Genomic DNA, 14119 nt, shown 5'->3' with positions numbered 1-14119 from the left:
TGTGTGCCCAGTTGCATTCAGTTTCAACGAGCAGAGTGAAAGGCGAAAACTGGCCAATTGGAATCGTTCCCAATTGGCCAAATAGCACCCTGTTTTCCACTTTAGGATGGTCAGATTAAACTTCCTGGCAAACTGGTGTGGACACGCTCGCCAGAGATACTTTCCAGGAACTCTTGAGGGAGAACCCTTTCGAACACATCCAGAGTGGCGCGCATTACGCCTAGATGTTGATCCCAATCCCCACCTTCTACCCGTCGCCACGACCCTGGCATATACCTCACAAGTATTGAGAGCGAATACAAAATTGCCAGAGCGATTGCTCTGTAATCTTGTACGCCGCCAAGCACCGGCATAATTAACACGGGGCTTTGCAGGTAAGGGCTTCGATGTAAAAGCAGCGGTTCATACCAGTAATTCAGTCCCGGATGATCTACTCGAACTCGATATTGGCTCTCTTGATCTTTATCTTTCACCTTCGTCAGCTCTGCGAAAGGCCAGTCCTGAGAGGCAATCCTAGCTTCCGAAACTCGCCGAAAGTGATTTGATAGGAAGATGTAACTACTTGATGCCGAGGTTCCTCGCTGGCTATGAAGAGATGCAGTGTCTACATGGGGGATAACCCATGCAGGCTCATCCTCGTAAACCTGCAAGAATAAATCCCCCAGTTCAGGGATCGCTGACAGTAGCACTGCCATCGACGCGAAACTTTGTGCAGGATACTTAGCAGCATTCTCAAGATCTCCCGCGGCTTTGGCCTTGGCTCTCGGATAAGCGGAGGTGTCATACCCTAGAAAACTAGCCCATTGCGGGTAGAAGCCAGTTGCCAGCACTCCTACGGTTAGGTCACTAAAATTCCCTGTTTCGGAAGCCAAAGCAAAAAGCCCGTGCCCCTGCTTAGTCATACCCTCTAGCTCATCAAGGTCAGCGGGACCATGGGGTGTAGCGAGCATCTCTGCGAAAGCTAGACTTAGGGTACCGTAATATAGACTTAAGACCCTCTTGTTCAGACTTTCGTAAGGCGCCCCTTTGTAGTAGTCAGCGGCGTTACTCACCGAAAACGCGATACCAGATGCTTTAGATTGAATCTGAGTGTGGGTCAACTCAACTCCTTCAATCTCTGCACGCCTTGCTACCAGCTTTTTCGCCAGCTCTAAACTTGAAAACTGGCCCATATGCGACCAGATCCCCGCCAGAGGGCTTTCCGAAACGATCCTTCTTATCGTCCCACTAGAGCATTTGAGGTTTTTAATTAGTTTTGGCGGGGCGACCTCTCTATTCCATTGAACAAGCAGGGGAAAAAAGTCACCCACGGATGACACAGGAGTTGATATGCCGAATGCGAAGCTTTCAACAAGATAGAGCTGCCCATTGATAAATATATGGCTAACTTTGTTATCTAACACCTTGTAGTGTCGATTATCCGTTGCGGAGCTATACATGAGGGCCACGGCATGTGAGCTGCCGGCCTTCTCAGCATTAACCAACAAATACTCTCCTGCCTCAGACTCTGAGACGATTGTGGCAGTCCACCCATGAGATAACAAAGGCTTTAGGATCTGTTGATTAGCGGTGTCCCGCAAAATCCCCATTCGCAGCTCTACTCCGCTTCCTGCCATCGCCTTTTCTCCGTCTTTTAGAATTTTTTGGGCCTCGAAGTCGATCAAATCCCGACATCAAAAAACTACATTATCAGAAAGAGGTCACCAGACTGACAACGCATATGCTTCCATAGATACCGAGAAATGCTCCATTTTTTGATTCCCTAACTCCCGGGACTTCTGAACATCTGAGCCTTGCTCCATCATCACAGGTTGCTTTGGGTCGGATAGCGACGCTCTAGCATCTACCGTCACTAGATGGTCAGACTTCCGTCTGTTCCGCCATTTCCAGGGCATCATCGACCTAGATTCCCAGGTATCTGAGTGCTTTCAAGGGCTATCTTGGTGAAGTCACAGGCACGCAGCTTGCTGTCGATGGCCAAGTTGAAGAGCGCTAAATTACGTGTCTTCTCTGCAAGCTGAAGTCTTACGCGGATGGCCCAGATATCTCTGACTCGGAGCGGGGCTTTCTGCCCGACAAGCTTTCCCTTATTCCAAGGCTGATGGCCGTATGTAGCAATATTGTTCATGGCTCGTCCTCTACGTTGAGGGAGGACAAGGATGGATCAGTTGCAGTGAATGATGGTCGCTATCCGCCCGATAGCTGACGGTCATTTGTGTGCGGCTCTTCCGGATTCACCGTGCCTGTATCGCGCTTTCTGAAACTATGGCTTTGGTGCATATCGCTGGATCGAATGCAATACAGCCTTGCGATCCTCATCGCTAATATTTGACCCCAACGTTACTGTCATACGGTCAAGCATCAAGGTATCTATTGGCAGATCGATAAAAGGAACCTCTGGCGCTGCCGCACCTGTTCCCAAGGAATGCCACTGTTCCATCAGATTGAGGAGCTCATTCTCATATTGATCAGGATCGTCTTGATAGATTAGGTTTGGTCCTTGTATGGCCATCAGGGTAAACCGAAACTCAGATTGATCTTCCCAATGAGTGGCCTTTACCCGGGCTAGCCTGGAGCCTCCGGTAATCTCAGTCATTTCCGGAGTTGAGCAAACGAACTGCCTAACATAGGCAGCAGGATCTTCAACATATAGAACGTCGCCACCGAAGGACTCCTCGTCCACCCATGGCATAAGCACAAAGCCTTTGCCGAACATTGTTCCTCTTGTGAATGGTGCTGGCACTCGATTGAGTCTAAAACCCAACGTCTTTAGCTCACCGTCCTTAGTTTTACATGGACGACTAAGTTCAAGACGCAGCTTTGTCAGCGGGAATGGGGAACCTTTGAAGCTCACGCGGACGCCTCGGTGCTGATCAGCGTACCGATACCACTGCCCCGATTTCTCAACAGCTGATTTGACCCAAGAGTTTATAAAGTATGCCTGCCGCGACAAGTGAAAAGTTTCAAAAGGTAACTCCGCAAGGTCATCCAAGTGGTCAGCTCTAGTGAACCGGAGCTTGCCGCTTTGTAAGATTAACGGAAGTGTTGATGCTCGCGTGTAGTGGTGAATTTCCATTTTTTCAGATCCTGAATACACTAGTTCAACGACAGGCTAGGAAGTGATGTCGCGCTCTTGAGACTTTCATTTACTGGCATAAAGAACATACCTAAGGATAGGCAGCGTCAATGCCCGACTCAGGATATCGTGACAAATTGCACTGATTGCTAGTCGCTTGCGGAGGCATAACAGTATCAAAACACGAATCGACTAGCCCCACCTGCTTTCGCAGATTTTGAAAATTTCACCATAGACAAAGATGGCATGACCTCAATGTCTGTTTTGGCCGACGCAGCCCTAGATCGAGCGTCCGCTCTTGGCCGATAGCAGTTGCCGGCGAAAGGGGCGAAACGGTCCTAGGACCACCATAAAAATTCCTACACAAACCTCGGAATCCCTCACCTTTCCCGCTGTTCTGATGAGGCCTATAGTCCATCTCGTCGCCCGAAATGGCGATTCGGGTTTGGCGACCCGAGATACGAATGCGAGGGCCGCCTGCTCATTTGCAGGCGTCGTCGCAACTGCAAAACCGCTGTACTATGGCGGTTGCGCGCGGGAGACCTTCGGGTCTGCCGGTTACTCGTTCCCGGTTCGCCAACCTGCGCGCAACTGCCACCCTATTCGTTTGGCGACGATCTGTTGGCGGTCTCATCTAACTGAACGAGATCTCACCTATGGAAAGATACATGCCCCTCACCGGAATCGACCTGATCCCGGCCTCCCTGCTCATCGACACTCAAGCCCCACTCGACGTCCTGCAAGCCATGGCCGATTACCGCATCCGCACGGTCACGCAGGTGCTGGAAAACATCGCCTACCGCGCCGAACTCGGTTGCGACACGGTGGTGTTGAAAGACTTTTCTCAGCTGTTAGTCATTCCGTTACGCGACGGCTGTGACTTGATGGACGTGATCGGTCGACGCTTACGAGCGCAGGTGAAGGAGTAAGTAAAAACGGGCGCCTCAATGGGCGCCCGTTTTTCTGTAATTGCGATCTGTGCGTAAGCGGCTGACGGATCCTTTCGTGAGTCCATTGACCGAAGTCATTTCACAAAAAATATGTGAAATAAAATGTGAAGATATTTTTGTTTTAAGAGCCTACAAAACCTCTGGAGGCCAGTAAATTAGCGCCTCTTCATCAAGTCAGTATGTGAAATAAAATGTGAAGCCTTTCATACGGTAAAAAGCCGCTATGTGCGGTCGGCCATGGTTAGGGCGATGGAAGAAATGAAAACGGGCGCCATGACGGCGCCCGTTTTTTCGTGTCCGCAAACAAAGAGCTGCGCAGCATCCACCGGACGGTCAGCGTCTGGCGAATACGCGCCAGGCAATATCCGTCATTTGGCTAATCAAAATATATGCCTCAACCATGACTCGTTCGGTAGGTCGCAGCGCTCCAGTATCGATTGCCGGTATTTGTGTGGCGAGTCCATCCAGCAGCTTCCAGCTGCTTTGCGATCATTCGGTTCATGAATCCATGACCGAGCAGAAGAACTGAGCCTTCACAGCTTAGGGACTGAAGTCGTTGTGCTGCCTCAATGGCCCGCACCCTCGCCTTGCGGGCAGACTCAACATTTCCGGAGAAACCGCACAACCATAAAATACGAAGAATAAATGCCCACGTGAAGGGTGAAAGTCGCGGCAGTGCCCATCGTCCATAGGGTAACTGTGCCTCGCAAAAAATCTCATCCACGATGGTGGGTTGAAGGCCCAAGGCCCGGATAGATGTGAGCGCACGGGGCGCGCTGCTTGAGACAATTACTTTGGCGGTAGCGGCCAGTTCCAAACTCGCTTTAGGGGCAGGCTGGTCCGCAATTTCGGATAAGTCGTATTGCTCAATCCAGCGCTTCATACCAAGTGCTGAAACCTTGTCGAGCGTAGCCAGATTCGGCTGACCATGACGCATTAAGATAATTTCTTTGCTCACTGGAATCACATCCTTGATTTAGCGAACGGAATGCTCGTGCCTGAGCAATCCTGTTTAGCGGGGCGCAATAATAACCGCTACCCGAGACGCTCAAGCAAGCCCTTGAAATAACAATCAAGCCCTCCGCGTAGAGCAATACTCCACAATCAGTTGAGTCACCGCAGCCACAATCGCCTGATCCGCGTCAGGCGAGGTGAACAGCCGACATTGCGCATCCGGCAACTCCGGCAACCCTTGTTCAGCCCCAATAACCGCCAATCCTTGCCCCAACTGACTGAGTGGCATGGGCGCTACCGCAAAGCCTGCCAGTGCCGCCGCCCGCAACCCGGCGGTGCTGCTGCACAACATCGCCGTGCGTTGGGCGATCCCCGCCTGCGCCAGTCTCGTCAGCGCGACCTCGCGATAAGGGCACGGTTCGGGGAACAGGGCCAGCGGCAACGGCGTGGGTAACCGGGCGACGGGTTGCGCGGACCAGGCCCAAACCAACGGTTCTTGCCATAGCAATAGCCCCGTTTCGCTGGTTTCGCACAGCGAACCGATGACCACTTCCAGATGCCCTTGCTTCATCAACGCCAGCAACGTACCCGGAATGTTCACCTGCACCTCGATCTTCATGCCGGGGTATTGCGCTGCGAAATCCTGAACAGTGCGCAGTAATCGAGACTCGACAAAATCTTCGGACACCCCGATCCGCAGCCGCCCGTGAAACGGCGTGCGTGTCAGGTCGGTCCAGGCATCACGGTTCAGCGCGAGGATCGTGCGCGCATAAGAGACCAGGCGCTCGCCATCGGCCGTCAGTTGCTGGGAACGGGTGGTGCGCGTCAACAGGGGTTTACCAACCTGTTCTTCCAATCGCCGCACATGGCCACTGACCGCCGACTGAGTCAGGTGCAGCTTCTGGGCTGCACGGCTGAAGCCGTCTTCATCGACGACGGTGACAAATGTCTTGAGCAGCAGAGCATCGAACATAGTTTTATACGCGATCAATCGAGTTGGAATTTACGATTTATATTTCAAATACAACTATGTTGCAATGCTCCCACCTGCCCTGCCTCCCCATCATTCAAGGTGTGCCATGACGACTCTTCTCCATATTCAGTGTTCTCCACGCAAGCAGCGTTCGGCTTCCCTTGAAGTCGCCCGCAGCTTCATTGCGCGTTATCAAGCAAACACCCCGGACACCGAAATCATCACCCTCGACCTCTGGAACATGGCTCTGCCGGAATTCGATGATCTGGCAATGGAGGCCAAATACGCCGGGCTCAATGGCACGCCGTTGACCCCCGCACAACAAGACGCCTGGAGCACGTTAAAAGAGTTGGCAGGTCATCTGCACCGCGCGGATGTTCTCGTGATGTCCGTACCGCTGTGGAATTTCAGCATCCCGTACAAACTCAAGCACTTCATCGACCTGGTATCGCAGAAAGACATCCTGTTCAGCGTTGACCCGGAACGTGGTCTGGAAGGCATGCTGCACAACAAACTCGCCGTGGTGATGTACGCCCGCGGCCTGGATTTTTCGGCGCAGTCGAGCACACCGGCGGAGCGCTTCGACTTCCAGAAGCCCTACGTGGAAGCCTGGCTGAAATTTATCGGCGTCACGGATGTGCATTCGGTGATTGTGGAGAAAACCATCCTGGGGGAAGACGTTGATCGGCGCGCACGTGAGGACGCGACTCAGCAGGCCAGGAGCCTGGCAGACAGTTTGTCGCTGACGCTTCAGGCCCCTCGGCTGCACATCGACTCATTACAAACCGAAAAACTTGCATAGCCACAGCCCTCCCATACCCACCGCCAGCGTCAGGACAGTATTGCGAGTTTGCCAGGCGACCCAGGCCGCAATAATGGCGGCGGGTATCTGGGGGTTATTCAATACGAATTCACCCTGCCCATTGGGGTACACCACAGCGGGCAGTACAAGGGCCGCCAGCACACTCGCCGGTACGTAAAGCAAGGCCCGACTCAGCACTGACGGAATGCGCAACCGGCCATACAGTTCGACAAAGGAAAGACGCATCGCGAACGTTCCCAAACCGACCGCCAGGAACATCCCCCACAAGGCTAGATCACTCATGGTGTCTCCCTCTCGACGTCATGGGTCAGCGCATCGCTCAATGGGCGCTTGCGAACACTCTCGATCAACAGACCCGCCATGACACCGCCGATGGAAGCGGTTATCAGCCCAAGGTTATAGGGCATGTTGACCGCCAACACGGCGATCAGCCCGCCGACCGAGGCGGCGGCCAGGCTCGCCGCGCTGCGTATGCCGGGAACCAGAAGCGCCAGAAACGAAAGGGGTATGGCAAAGCTCAATGACCAGGTCTCGGGGATGCTTGCGCCCAGGTAGATGCCCGCCAATACCGACAATTGCCACGACAGCCACATCGCAGCGGCGGTGCCGGCATAGTAGTGGTGTGCGAATTGACCCAGTTCGCCAGAGGAAAGCTTGAGACTGCACAGCGCGTAGGATTGATCAGAAAGCATGTAGGACAGCGGCCATGTCCAGCGCCGGGGCAAGTGGTGCAGATGGGAAGCCAGCGACGCGCTGTACATGATGAAGCGCAAGTTGATGACCAGGGCCGTCACCACAATCGCCAGCGGTACAACGCCCGTATGGAGCAGTTGCAGTGCAACCATCTGAGCGGACCCAGAGTAGAACAGCAGCGTCATGCCCATGGTCGTGCCGGGCGACATGCCCATGTTGATCGCCATGACCCCCGTCAATAAACCGAAAGGAACAACACCGGGACTCAATGGAATGAGCGCCCGGACACCTTGCATGAACGCTTCTCTTCCTGATTGGTACCGCATTTCGTCTCCTTGTTTTTGTCTTCCCGCCGCCGGTTCGATTGCGACCCATCGTGCGGTAGAGTGTGGACCCGGAGCCCGATGGGCAGAACCGACTTTTTTTTCGAGAAAACAGGTAGTTTTTGTTATGGCTAAAAGCTCCCAGCCTGATCAGGCCCTGCTCTCAATGCCGTCCTTCAAGGCCATGAGATCCTTCGTGGCCGCCGCCAAGTATCGAAACTTTACCCGGGCCGCCGAGGCGTTGTGCGTCACGCAAGCGGCGATCAGCCGTCAGATTCGCGAGCTTGAACTCTACTTGGGGACTGAGTTGTTCACCCGCACCGGGAGGGAAGTCAGGCTGACAGCGTCGGGCACCGCACTCTTCGATGCTGCACAGCTGTCGCTGCTCAACATCTTTCAAGCAACCGAAAGAATCCGCCGGGAAAAAAGCGATAAGCGCACCCTCACCCTTTGCTGCTCACCCGCGTTGTCGGCGCTTTGGCTATCCCACCGACTGAAAGACTTCTTCAGTGCCAATCCCGATGTCGACCTGAATATCATCACCACCCAGCATTTTCTGGTGATGGAGCCCGGGATAAATCCGGATATCTTCATCACCAAGAACAGTGATCTGCGCCCCGGTTATCTGCGAATACCTTTGTTTAATGAAGTCGTCTATCCCGTGTGCACGCCTCGTTATCTGGAGGCTCATCCAGAACTGAGCACCCTGGAGGGCATGCGCAACAGCGTATTGCTGGATCTGAACCCTTATGGCCGTTCCCAACTGTCAGAACAGGTCGACTGGAATGTGTGGTTCGCTTTCCAGTCCCATGACCTACAGATCCCGGCCTCGGAAACCCCGCACTACTTCAGCAGCAATGACTACAGCCTTCTCGTGCAAATGGCGCTGGATGATCAAGGTATCGCCTTGGGCTGGGATCATTTGGTGAGACATCTAGTACAGCAGGGGCGCCTGGTTCGGCCGGTGACGGAGGAACTGACGCTCAGGGAATCGGTTCAGTATTTGATGATTAATGAGAAAAAGGCAGAAGATCCGGCGTGTGGGCGATTGAAGGATTGGCTGGTTGCTCAGTTCAAGTGAAGTAAATGAACTTACTCTTGCCTGACAATATCAACCGAGATCTCCACCGCCGCAATCGTGCCTCTGTTCTCAAGCCAGTGTGTGGTGTTCCTGTCCTCGGGCCAGCCCACTCCCGGCCCATAATCCGTGGCGACTCCATTTCGATGGTCAGTGATCGTTCCTTGCAGAATGTAGACGGTGCCTGGTCGGTCTATATGGTTGTGAATCGGCCCGAAGACGCCTCCAGGCTCGATGGTCACCCGGCGCATTCTAAGTTGGCGCCCTGCCATACCCTCAATCTCAGGACCCAGGTCGATCGTTGCCAGTAACTTCACCGTGACCCCTTTCGTCTCGGGTGCCGCCTGTTCGTTGCTCATCGCGCGCTCCCCTCTGTACGTACAGGGTCTGACTAGAAGTAGAGACCCTAAAAAGGTGTGATCAGTCGGGAGGCGACAAAGGGTCGATTGCCGCCTTTCGCGACAGGCTGTTATCGGCCAAAAGCGGACTCTCACGATAGCTGCTTTTTGGACGTCAGCGCACGACGCGGCGTCTGACTCAAAATGGATCTCAGTCGCGCTAGCTGTCGAGAAATTCAAACGACGAGTTTTAGTAGATTCTCCAACAGCTCTTTAAACTCAGCGCGATCTGTATAATTTTCCCGGTGCGTGACCGGTTGAGGATCTGCTCAGCCGCCATCAGCGGCCAGAGTTTGTCGATCACATCGTCCGCTTTGATGTTCTTGTCTCAGAACCCAATCTCAACGACGGCTATTTTCTCCTGCTCTCGCGATTGCTTGACTCGTAGAGTGTTGAAGGAAGAAATTTGCAAAAAATATTCGTCATTTACATGTACCTTCCAGCAGCAAAGGACGCTTGATGAGAACCCCGCTACTCGCCCTTACCCTCGCAGCTCTATTGAGCGCATGCGCCATCCCTTACGAAACCCCGGAAGCCCGCGCCAATATTGAACGCGATCTGAAGCTCAGAGCAGACGAAATCGTCACTATCACCGAAACCAACTGGTGTTTATCTCCCTATGGTGATTTGCAAGTGTGCAGACCCAAGCAAGGCCTGGGTGTACTGACCAAGAGCAAGCTAGTGCTGGCCTTCTATAAGGGCGGCATCTACCAGCAAGCTGAAGTCATCAACGCCAGCGATGTGCAGTGTGCCCACCTGCAAAGTGGCAGAGCCGCAGCCGATACCTTCTACCTATTCAGTGAACGTTGGGCCGCCATGCTGGCGCCAATTACCGTGGGAGGTGCCTTGGCCATCGATAAGAAAGCCCAGTTCCTGAGCGTGCTAGTGCCGCCAAACACTGAGAGCTTCACGGCTGCGCAAGGGAATTTTATTCAGGTCACCGATCGCAAGAATTACTCGGCTTTGGCGGTTCCAGGTACCAAAACCTATGTAGGATCCAGCGAGAGTATTTACCAGATTTTTAATCCGTGTACGCAGGGAAAGAATCGCTCAGCCGGATCCTAAGTCCTGACCTGACCTGACCTGACCTTTCGAGTGAAACAGTCCCAGCAGCAATTGCAGCGCAAGAATCCAATGCAAGCCCGATGCGCCGGGCCTGTCGAGAGCCGACAGTCGGCTGCCGACAGTTACAGACGCAATGAAAAAGAAGGGCTGCATTGGGTCGATATCTGCCTTTCACAACAGGCAACAAACGGCCAAAAGCAGTCGTTGAGAAGGTTGCGTTAGTACTGGTAATGGCACTGAACTATTAGCTAGGCTTTTCGCTTTTATGGAGCGCAGTAGATGCCTGTTTTTGAAATCTCACCACTCGAAGCCATTGGTCCCGTGCGGCTTGGCGTACCACGCGCTGTAGCGAGGCAAACAATGGCTGCCATTGGATTCCCACTCGAGAACTCCCACGACGGCGTTGATTATTTTTGCGAATCCTGCATGCAGCTTTCCTACGGGCCAAGCGATGAAGTCTGGTTTATTGGTGTCTGCGGAAACCCGAATTTCACGTTCGTGTTCAAGGGCATCGATGTCTTCGCGCGCTCTGCCACCGAAGTGTTTTCATTGATGGCTGCTTCAGATAATTCTGGCCCTCATGATTTCACCTCATATGAATACTGGTTTCCAAACCAAATCCTCTCACTGTGGGATGCGGATGAACAATACGACCGCCAGGAAGGAGAAAGCCGCGAGGTCTGGGGTCAGATCGGAATCGGAAACAGCGCTTACATGGCAGCCATTCGCGCTATTAAGAAAAAGGCGTGATGGACCATACCTTTACTTTAAATGAGATGGTTTGAAGGACAGCTTTGGGTCGATTACAGCCCTTCCGCGACAGGAAGCAATCGGCCAAAAGCAGGTGTACAACCTGAGCCCGCTTTCAAACCAAAGCATCCCATGTTACGTGTCTCGGTATAACTGGACGCGCCTAATTCAGCAGCGTGTGTTGGCTCACCCTGATGTGTTACAACAAGTGGAGATATTCAGAAGAGCTTATGCCACGAGAGGCGTGAATGCGATTTGCTTCAGGTGTTAATAGTGGTTGGCACATCGCATTTTTTGGCAGTCTATTTTTTTTCGTGGTTCTAGGCGTTCTTATGGCGGATCCAAGCTCTATGGGGACGCTTGGGAGGTTCATTTGGTATTCGGGGCCATGGTTACTCACATTGGGGCTGATGCACGCGCTTGGTGCTTCTTCGGCTGCCAAGATCGGCGCGATGATGGTCGCTGTTGACTACTTGCTGCTTTTCTACCTCTGGGTTCACGCGCGCCCGCATCCGGAAGCGTTGGCTTGGCTGTTTTATTGGTTCACTTACCCGGGCCTCTGGATAGCCGGAACAGTGACCTCTTTTTGTGATCGTACAAATGCAGCACCGGCAAGCCGGCAATTTCTACGCAGCATTACATTCCAGCTCTGGGGATTAGTTGCAAACATCACAATAGTGCTCGTCATTTTCATGTAAAAAGCCCGCGCATATTCCTAAACCTGCCCAGCATGGCGTCTTGTTTCCGCTTTTGGCCGAAGTCTGCCTGTCGCCATCGTCAGATTTGGGTCGATTGCCGCCCTTCGCGACAGGCTGTTATCCGCCAGAAGCAGACGATTACGATTGGATTTTCACTGCGCCTCAGTGATGAAAAAAGGCGCCTGTTCGGCGCCTTGAAATTATTAAGCAATCTTGATGACCACTTTCCCAAACGCCCCCCTGGCAAGATGCTCGTAGGCTTCTCGTGCCTGTTCAAATGGATAGACATAATCGATGACAGGTCGAATCTTGTGTTCGTTCAAGAATGCATTCATTCGATCAAACGACGAGCGCGGTGCTACGGCGATACCACGAATGGTTGTCTGGCGAAAGATGAGCGGCATCAGATTCAGTTGGACGGTTTGCCCAGTCAAAAATCCAATCTGCGCGATGCGACCGGCTGCCTTGGTGGCCGCGACTGACTGATTGATGCCGCTTCCGCCAGCCACATCGAGCAGCAGGTCGACGCCTTTGCCCTCGGTCAGCTTCAGCACTTCTTCTTCCCAGTTTGGCGTGCTTCGGTAATTGATCCCGGCCACGGCACCAAGGCCCTTCACGGTATGCAGATTCTGGTCGCTGCTGGACGTCGCGATGACTTTCGCGCCAAGCGCCGTAGCAATCTGTACAGCGAAAATGGACACGCCGCCGGTGCCCTGAACCAGCACGGTTTGCCCTGGCTGAATCTGCCCGAAGTCGACGAGCGAGTACCAGGCCGTGAGCGCAGCAATGGGCAATGTGGCCGCCTCCTCGTCGCTCATATTGTCAGGAGCACGAACTGCACTGTCTTCGTGGATAATCATGTATTCAGCCAACCCGCCGGGCAGCGGGGAGCCGAAGCAGTATTCGGGTTCATGCGGCCCTGGTTCACCGTCGAGCCATCGGGAATACAGATGCGAATTGACCCGATCACCCACTTTGAAACGGGTAACGCCATCGCCGACCGCAACCACAGTGCCGGCGGCATCGCTGACAGGGATCAGCGGCTTGGGAACTTTGTGAGGTTCATAAATGCCATCGACGATGGCTTTGTCGCGGAAATTAAGCGAGACGGCGCCGACTTTTACCAACAGCTCGCCAGCCTTTGGATCAGGGGTCGAAACGTCACCCAGTTCTAGGTTGTCGAGTCCGAAATCTTTCAATAACCAAGCCTTCATTGCGCTCTCCAAAAAAGTAGTCAGTGGTGGCACGAACTGGATCTCTTGTGCCTTGAACCCATGATTGGCTTTTATCGGTGCGCAATAAATGCACTTCAAATGACATGTTTGTTGTATTTATAGGCAACAATCGTCGGGTTCGTATGAGATAAATCAGCACAGGCTTTAGAGAGAAGGTCATGGAATTGCTTCAATCGATGCGACTGTTCGCCCGGCTTGCCGAACTGGGAAGCTTCACCAAAGCCGCCGAGTCGCTGGACATTGGGCGTCCGCAAGTCACCCGGTATATCCAGGAACTGGAAATGTCACTGGGTGTGCGCTTGTTCCAGCGGACTACGCGGAAAGTGACGCTCACAGCAGAGGGTGAGCGTTTCTACGAGCGTGTGCAGGACATTCTCGGAAGCGTCTCTGCCGCGACCTCAATGTTTGATCGATCCAGAGCCACCCTTGGTGGACGGCTTCGTATCGATATTCCGACCGCTTTCGCTCAAGTTGAATTCATGGACAGCCTGAAAGTGTTCACCGCAGACTTCCCGGGAATCAACGTGATTCTTGGCGTCACAGACAGGACCGTTGACTTGGTGGGAGAAGGCGTTGATTGCGTGTTGCGCATCGGCGATCTGCCGGACTCAACCTTGATCGCGCGCCCTGTTGGTGTAGCGACAATGGTGACTTGCGCCGCCCCCCAATACCTTCATGAGCACAGCGAACCCGAAACGCTGGAGGAATTGAAGTCACATCAAGGCGTCAACTTCCTGTCCGGACAAAGCAACAGGACACTGCCGTGGCACTTCTCGGTTGGGGGCAAGGACAGGACTTATACCAGCAACGCTGGAATCACCGTTACGGAGTCAAACGCATACGTGCAATGTGGCGTGGCAGGGTTCGGAATCATTCAAGCGCCCGGCATTGCGGTAAGCCAGTACCTGAACAGCGGTGCCCTGGTGGAGATTCTAAAACCCTATCGCCCTGCCCCTCGTCCTGTGTCGGTGCTATACCCAAGCCGGACGCACTTGGCGCCGCAGGTGCAGGTTTTTATTGAATGGTTGCAAGAGCGCTTTCCGCAGCTCCATCCAGACTGGCTGGAACAATATCCAACCTCACCGTTACGGAGCATGTAAGAC

At 53.4% G+C, this 14119-nt stretch carries 15 protein-coding genes and 1 pseudogene; 7 read left to right on the top strand and 9 right to left on the bottom strand.

From position 1 onward, the window contains the following. Positions 1 to 110 precede the first annotated feature (110 nt). From ACMXYI_RS18145 to ACMXYI_RS18135, 3 genes and pseudogenes are all read right to left on the bottom strand, one after another. Entirely contained in the window at positions 111 to 1664 is a 1554-nt protein-coding gene (locus ACMXYI_RS18145) for a YaaC family protein (protein WP_415768415.1), read from the bottom strand. 272 nt (positions 1665 to 1936) lie between these two features. After that, positions 1937 to 2128, bottom strand: a pseudogene (locus tag ACMXYI_RS18140) (integrase); the annotation flags it as partial. A 135-nt stretch (positions 2129 to 2263) separates the two neighbouring features. Then, positions 2264 to 3076 (bottom strand): hypothetical protein, encoded by an 813-nt coding sequence (locus ACMXYI_RS18135; protein WP_415768414.1) that lies wholly within the window; start codon positions 3074 to 3076, stop codon positions 2264 to 2266. 656 nt (positions 3077 to 3732) lie between these two features. Here ACMXYI_RS18135 and ACMXYI_RS18130 point away from each other — a divergent pair. Then, complete coding sequence (locus ACMXYI_RS18130; RefSeq protein WP_046056783.1) at positions 3733 to 4005, top strand: hypothetical protein; 273 nt, start codon at positions 3733 to 3735, stop codon at positions 4003 to 4005. Between the two features lie 415 nt (positions 4006 to 4420). On the opposite strand, the gene ACMXYI_RS18125 is transcribed toward ACMXYI_RS18130, so the two are convergent. Together ACMXYI_RS18125 and ACMXYI_RS18120 are read right to left on the bottom strand one after the other, a co-directional pair. Continuing rightward, positions 4421 to 4984 carry a histidine phosphatase family protein gene (locus tag ACMXYI_RS18125; protein ID WP_415768413.1) on the bottom strand — a complete coding sequence of 188 codons (564 nt, stop codon included), beginning with the start codon at positions 4982 to 4984 and terminating at the stop codon, positions 4421 to 4423. Between the two features lie 114 nt (positions 4985 to 5098). After that, positions 5099 to 5953 (bottom strand): LysR substrate-binding domain-containing protein, encoded by an 855-nt coding sequence (locus ACMXYI_RS18120; RefSeq protein WP_415768412.1) that lies wholly within the window; start codon positions 5951 to 5953, stop codon positions 5099 to 5101. A 106-nt stretch (positions 5954 to 6059) separates the two neighbouring features. On the opposite strand from ACMXYI_RS18120, the gene ACMXYI_RS18115 reads away from it, so the two are divergent. After that, positions 6060 to 6755 carry an FMN-dependent NADH-azoreductase gene (locus ACMXYI_RS18115; RefSeq protein WP_415768411.1) on the top strand — a complete coding sequence of 232 codons (696 nt, stop codon included), beginning with the start codon at positions 6060 to 6062 and terminating at the stop codon, positions 6753 to 6755. On the opposite strand, the gene ACMXYI_RS18110 is transcribed toward ACMXYI_RS18115, so the two are convergent. Both ACMXYI_RS18110 and ACMXYI_RS18105 read right to left on the bottom strand, forming a co-directional pair. Then, complete coding sequence (locus ACMXYI_RS18110) at positions 6732 to 7058, bottom strand: AzlD domain-containing protein (protein ID WP_415768410.1); 327 nt, start codon at positions 7056 to 7058, stop codon at positions 6732 to 6734. The genes ACMXYI_RS18115 and ACMXYI_RS18110 overlap by 24 nt on opposite strands. Then, positions 7055 to 7795: an AzlC family ABC transporter permease gene (locus ACMXYI_RS18105; protein WP_415768408.1), complete on the bottom strand. Its 741-nt coding sequence runs from the start codon at positions 7793 to 7795 to the stop codon at positions 7055 to 7057. Before ACMXYI_RS18105 ends, ACMXYI_RS18110 begins: the two co-directional genes overlap by 4 nt. Positions 7796 to 7919: 124 nt before the next feature. On the opposite strand from ACMXYI_RS18105, the gene ACMXYI_RS18100 reads away from it, so the two are divergent. Next, positions 7920 to 8873: a LysR family transcriptional regulator gene (locus ACMXYI_RS18100; RefSeq protein WP_415773914.1), complete on the top strand. Its 954-nt coding sequence runs from the start codon at positions 7920 to 7922 to the stop codon at positions 8871 to 8873. An 11-nt stretch (positions 8874 to 8884) separates the two neighbouring features. Here the strand turns inward: ACMXYI_RS18100 and ACMXYI_RS18095 are convergent, their stop codons facing one another. Further along, positions 8885 to 9229, bottom strand: a complete 345-nt coding sequence (locus ACMXYI_RS18095; protein WP_123366411.1) for a cupin domain-containing protein — start codon at positions 9227 to 9229, stop codon at positions 8885 to 8887. 498 nt (positions 9230 to 9727) lie between these two features. Here ACMXYI_RS18095 and ACMXYI_RS18090 point away from each other — a divergent pair, with 498 nt between their 5' ends. The 3 genes from ACMXYI_RS18090 to ACMXYI_RS18080 all read left to right on the top strand — a co-directional run bounded on the left by ACMXYI_RS18090 (position 9728) and on the right by ACMXYI_RS18080 (position 11781). Then, positions 9728 to 10333, top strand: a complete 606-nt coding sequence (locus ACMXYI_RS18090; RefSeq protein WP_415768407.1) for a hypothetical protein — start codon at positions 9728 to 9730, stop codon at positions 10331 to 10333. Between the two features lie 279 nt (positions 10334 to 10612). Beyond that, positions 10613 to 11083 (top strand): hypothetical protein, encoded by a 471-nt coding sequence (locus tag ACMXYI_RS18085; protein WP_415768406.1) that lies wholly within the window; start codon positions 10613 to 10615, stop codon positions 11081 to 11083. Positions 11084 to 11331: 248 nt separating this feature from the next. Further along, on the top strand, positions 11332 to 11781 hold the full coding sequence (locus ACMXYI_RS18080; RefSeq protein WP_415768405.1) for a hypothetical protein: 450 nt from the start codon (positions 11332 to 11334) through the stop codon (positions 11779 to 11781). A gap of 203 nt (positions 11782 to 11984) precedes the next feature. Here the strand turns inward: ACMXYI_RS18080 and ACMXYI_RS18075 are convergent, their stop codons facing one another. Next, on the bottom strand, positions 11985 to 12995 hold the full coding sequence (locus ACMXYI_RS18075; protein ID WP_415768404.1) for a zinc-dependent alcohol dehydrogenase family protein: 1011 nt from the start codon (positions 12993 to 12995) through the stop codon (positions 11985 to 11987). A gap of 179 nt (positions 12996 to 13174) precedes the next feature. Here ACMXYI_RS18075 and ACMXYI_RS18070 point away from each other — a divergent pair, with 179 nt between their 5' ends. After that, a complete protein-coding gene (locus ACMXYI_RS18070) occupies positions 13175 to 14116 on the top strand; it encodes a LysR family transcriptional regulator (protein ID WP_415768403.1) in 942 nt (313 codons plus the stop codon). Positions 14117 to 14119: the final 3 nt, after the last annotated feature.

It is taken from the genome of Pseudomonas lyxosi (genome assembly GCF_047758685.1).
Lineage (GTDB): Bacteria > Pseudomonadota > Gammaproteobacteria > Pseudomonadales > Pseudomonadaceae > Aquipseudomonas > Aquipseudomonas lyxosi.
The sequence above is the reverse complement of the archived record's forward strand: the minus strand, read 5'-3'. Positions and strand labels throughout refer to the sequence as shown.

Excerpts from the sequence above, each read along its gene's own strand:
- ACMXYI_RS18135 (WP_415768414.1), bottom strand. The coding sequence starts at position 3,076 with ATGGAAATTCACCACTACACGCGAGCATCAACACTTCCGTTAATCTTA.
- ACMXYI_RS18130 (WP_046056783.1), top strand. The coding sequence starts at position 3,733 with ATGGAAAGATACATGCCCCTCACCGGAATCGACCTGATCCCGGCCTCC.
- ACMXYI_RS18120 (WP_415768412.1), bottom strand. The coding sequence starts at position 5,953 with ATGTTCGATGCTCTGCTGCTCAAGACATTTGTCACCGTCGTCGATGAA.
- ACMXYI_RS18115 (WP_415768411.1), top strand. The coding sequence starts at position 6,060 with ATGACGACTCTTCTCCATATTCAGTGTTCTCCACGCAAGCAGCGTTCG.
- ACMXYI_RS18110 (WP_415768410.1), bottom strand. The coding sequence starts at position 7,058 with ATGAGTGATCTAGCCTTGTGGGGGATGTTCCTGGCGGTCGGTTTGGGA.
- ACMXYI_RS18105 (WP_415768408.1), bottom strand. The coding sequence starts at position 7,795 with ATGCGGTACCAATCAGGAAGAGAAGCGTTCATGCAAGGTGTCCGGGCG.
- ACMXYI_RS18100 (WP_415773914.1), top strand. The coding sequence starts at position 7,920 with ATGGCTAAAAGCTCCCAGCCTGATCAGGCCCTGCTCTCAATGCCGTCC.
- ACMXYI_RS18095 (WP_123366411.1), bottom strand. The coding sequence starts at position 9,229 with ATGAGCAACGAACAGGCGGCACCCGAGACGAAAGGGGTCACGGTGAAG.
- ACMXYI_RS18090 (WP_415768407.1), top strand. The coding sequence starts at position 9,728 with ATGAGAACCCCGCTACTCGCCCTTACCCTCGCAGCTCTATTGAGCGCA.
- ACMXYI_RS18085 (WP_415768406.1), top strand. The coding sequence starts at position 10,613 with ATGCCTGTTTTTGAAATCTCACCACTCGAAGCCATTGGTCCCGTGCGG.
- ACMXYI_RS18080 (WP_415768405.1), top strand. The coding sequence starts at position 11,332 with ATGCGATTTGCTTCAGGTGTTAATAGTGGTTGGCACATCGCATTTTTT.
- ACMXYI_RS18075 (WP_415768404.1), bottom strand. The coding sequence starts at position 12,995 with ATGAAGGCTTGGTTATTGAAAGATTTCGGACTCGACAACCTAGAACTG.
- ACMXYI_RS18070 (WP_415768403.1), top strand. The coding sequence starts at position 13,175 with ATGGAATTGCTTCAATCGATGCGACTGTTCGCCCGGCTTGCCGAACTG.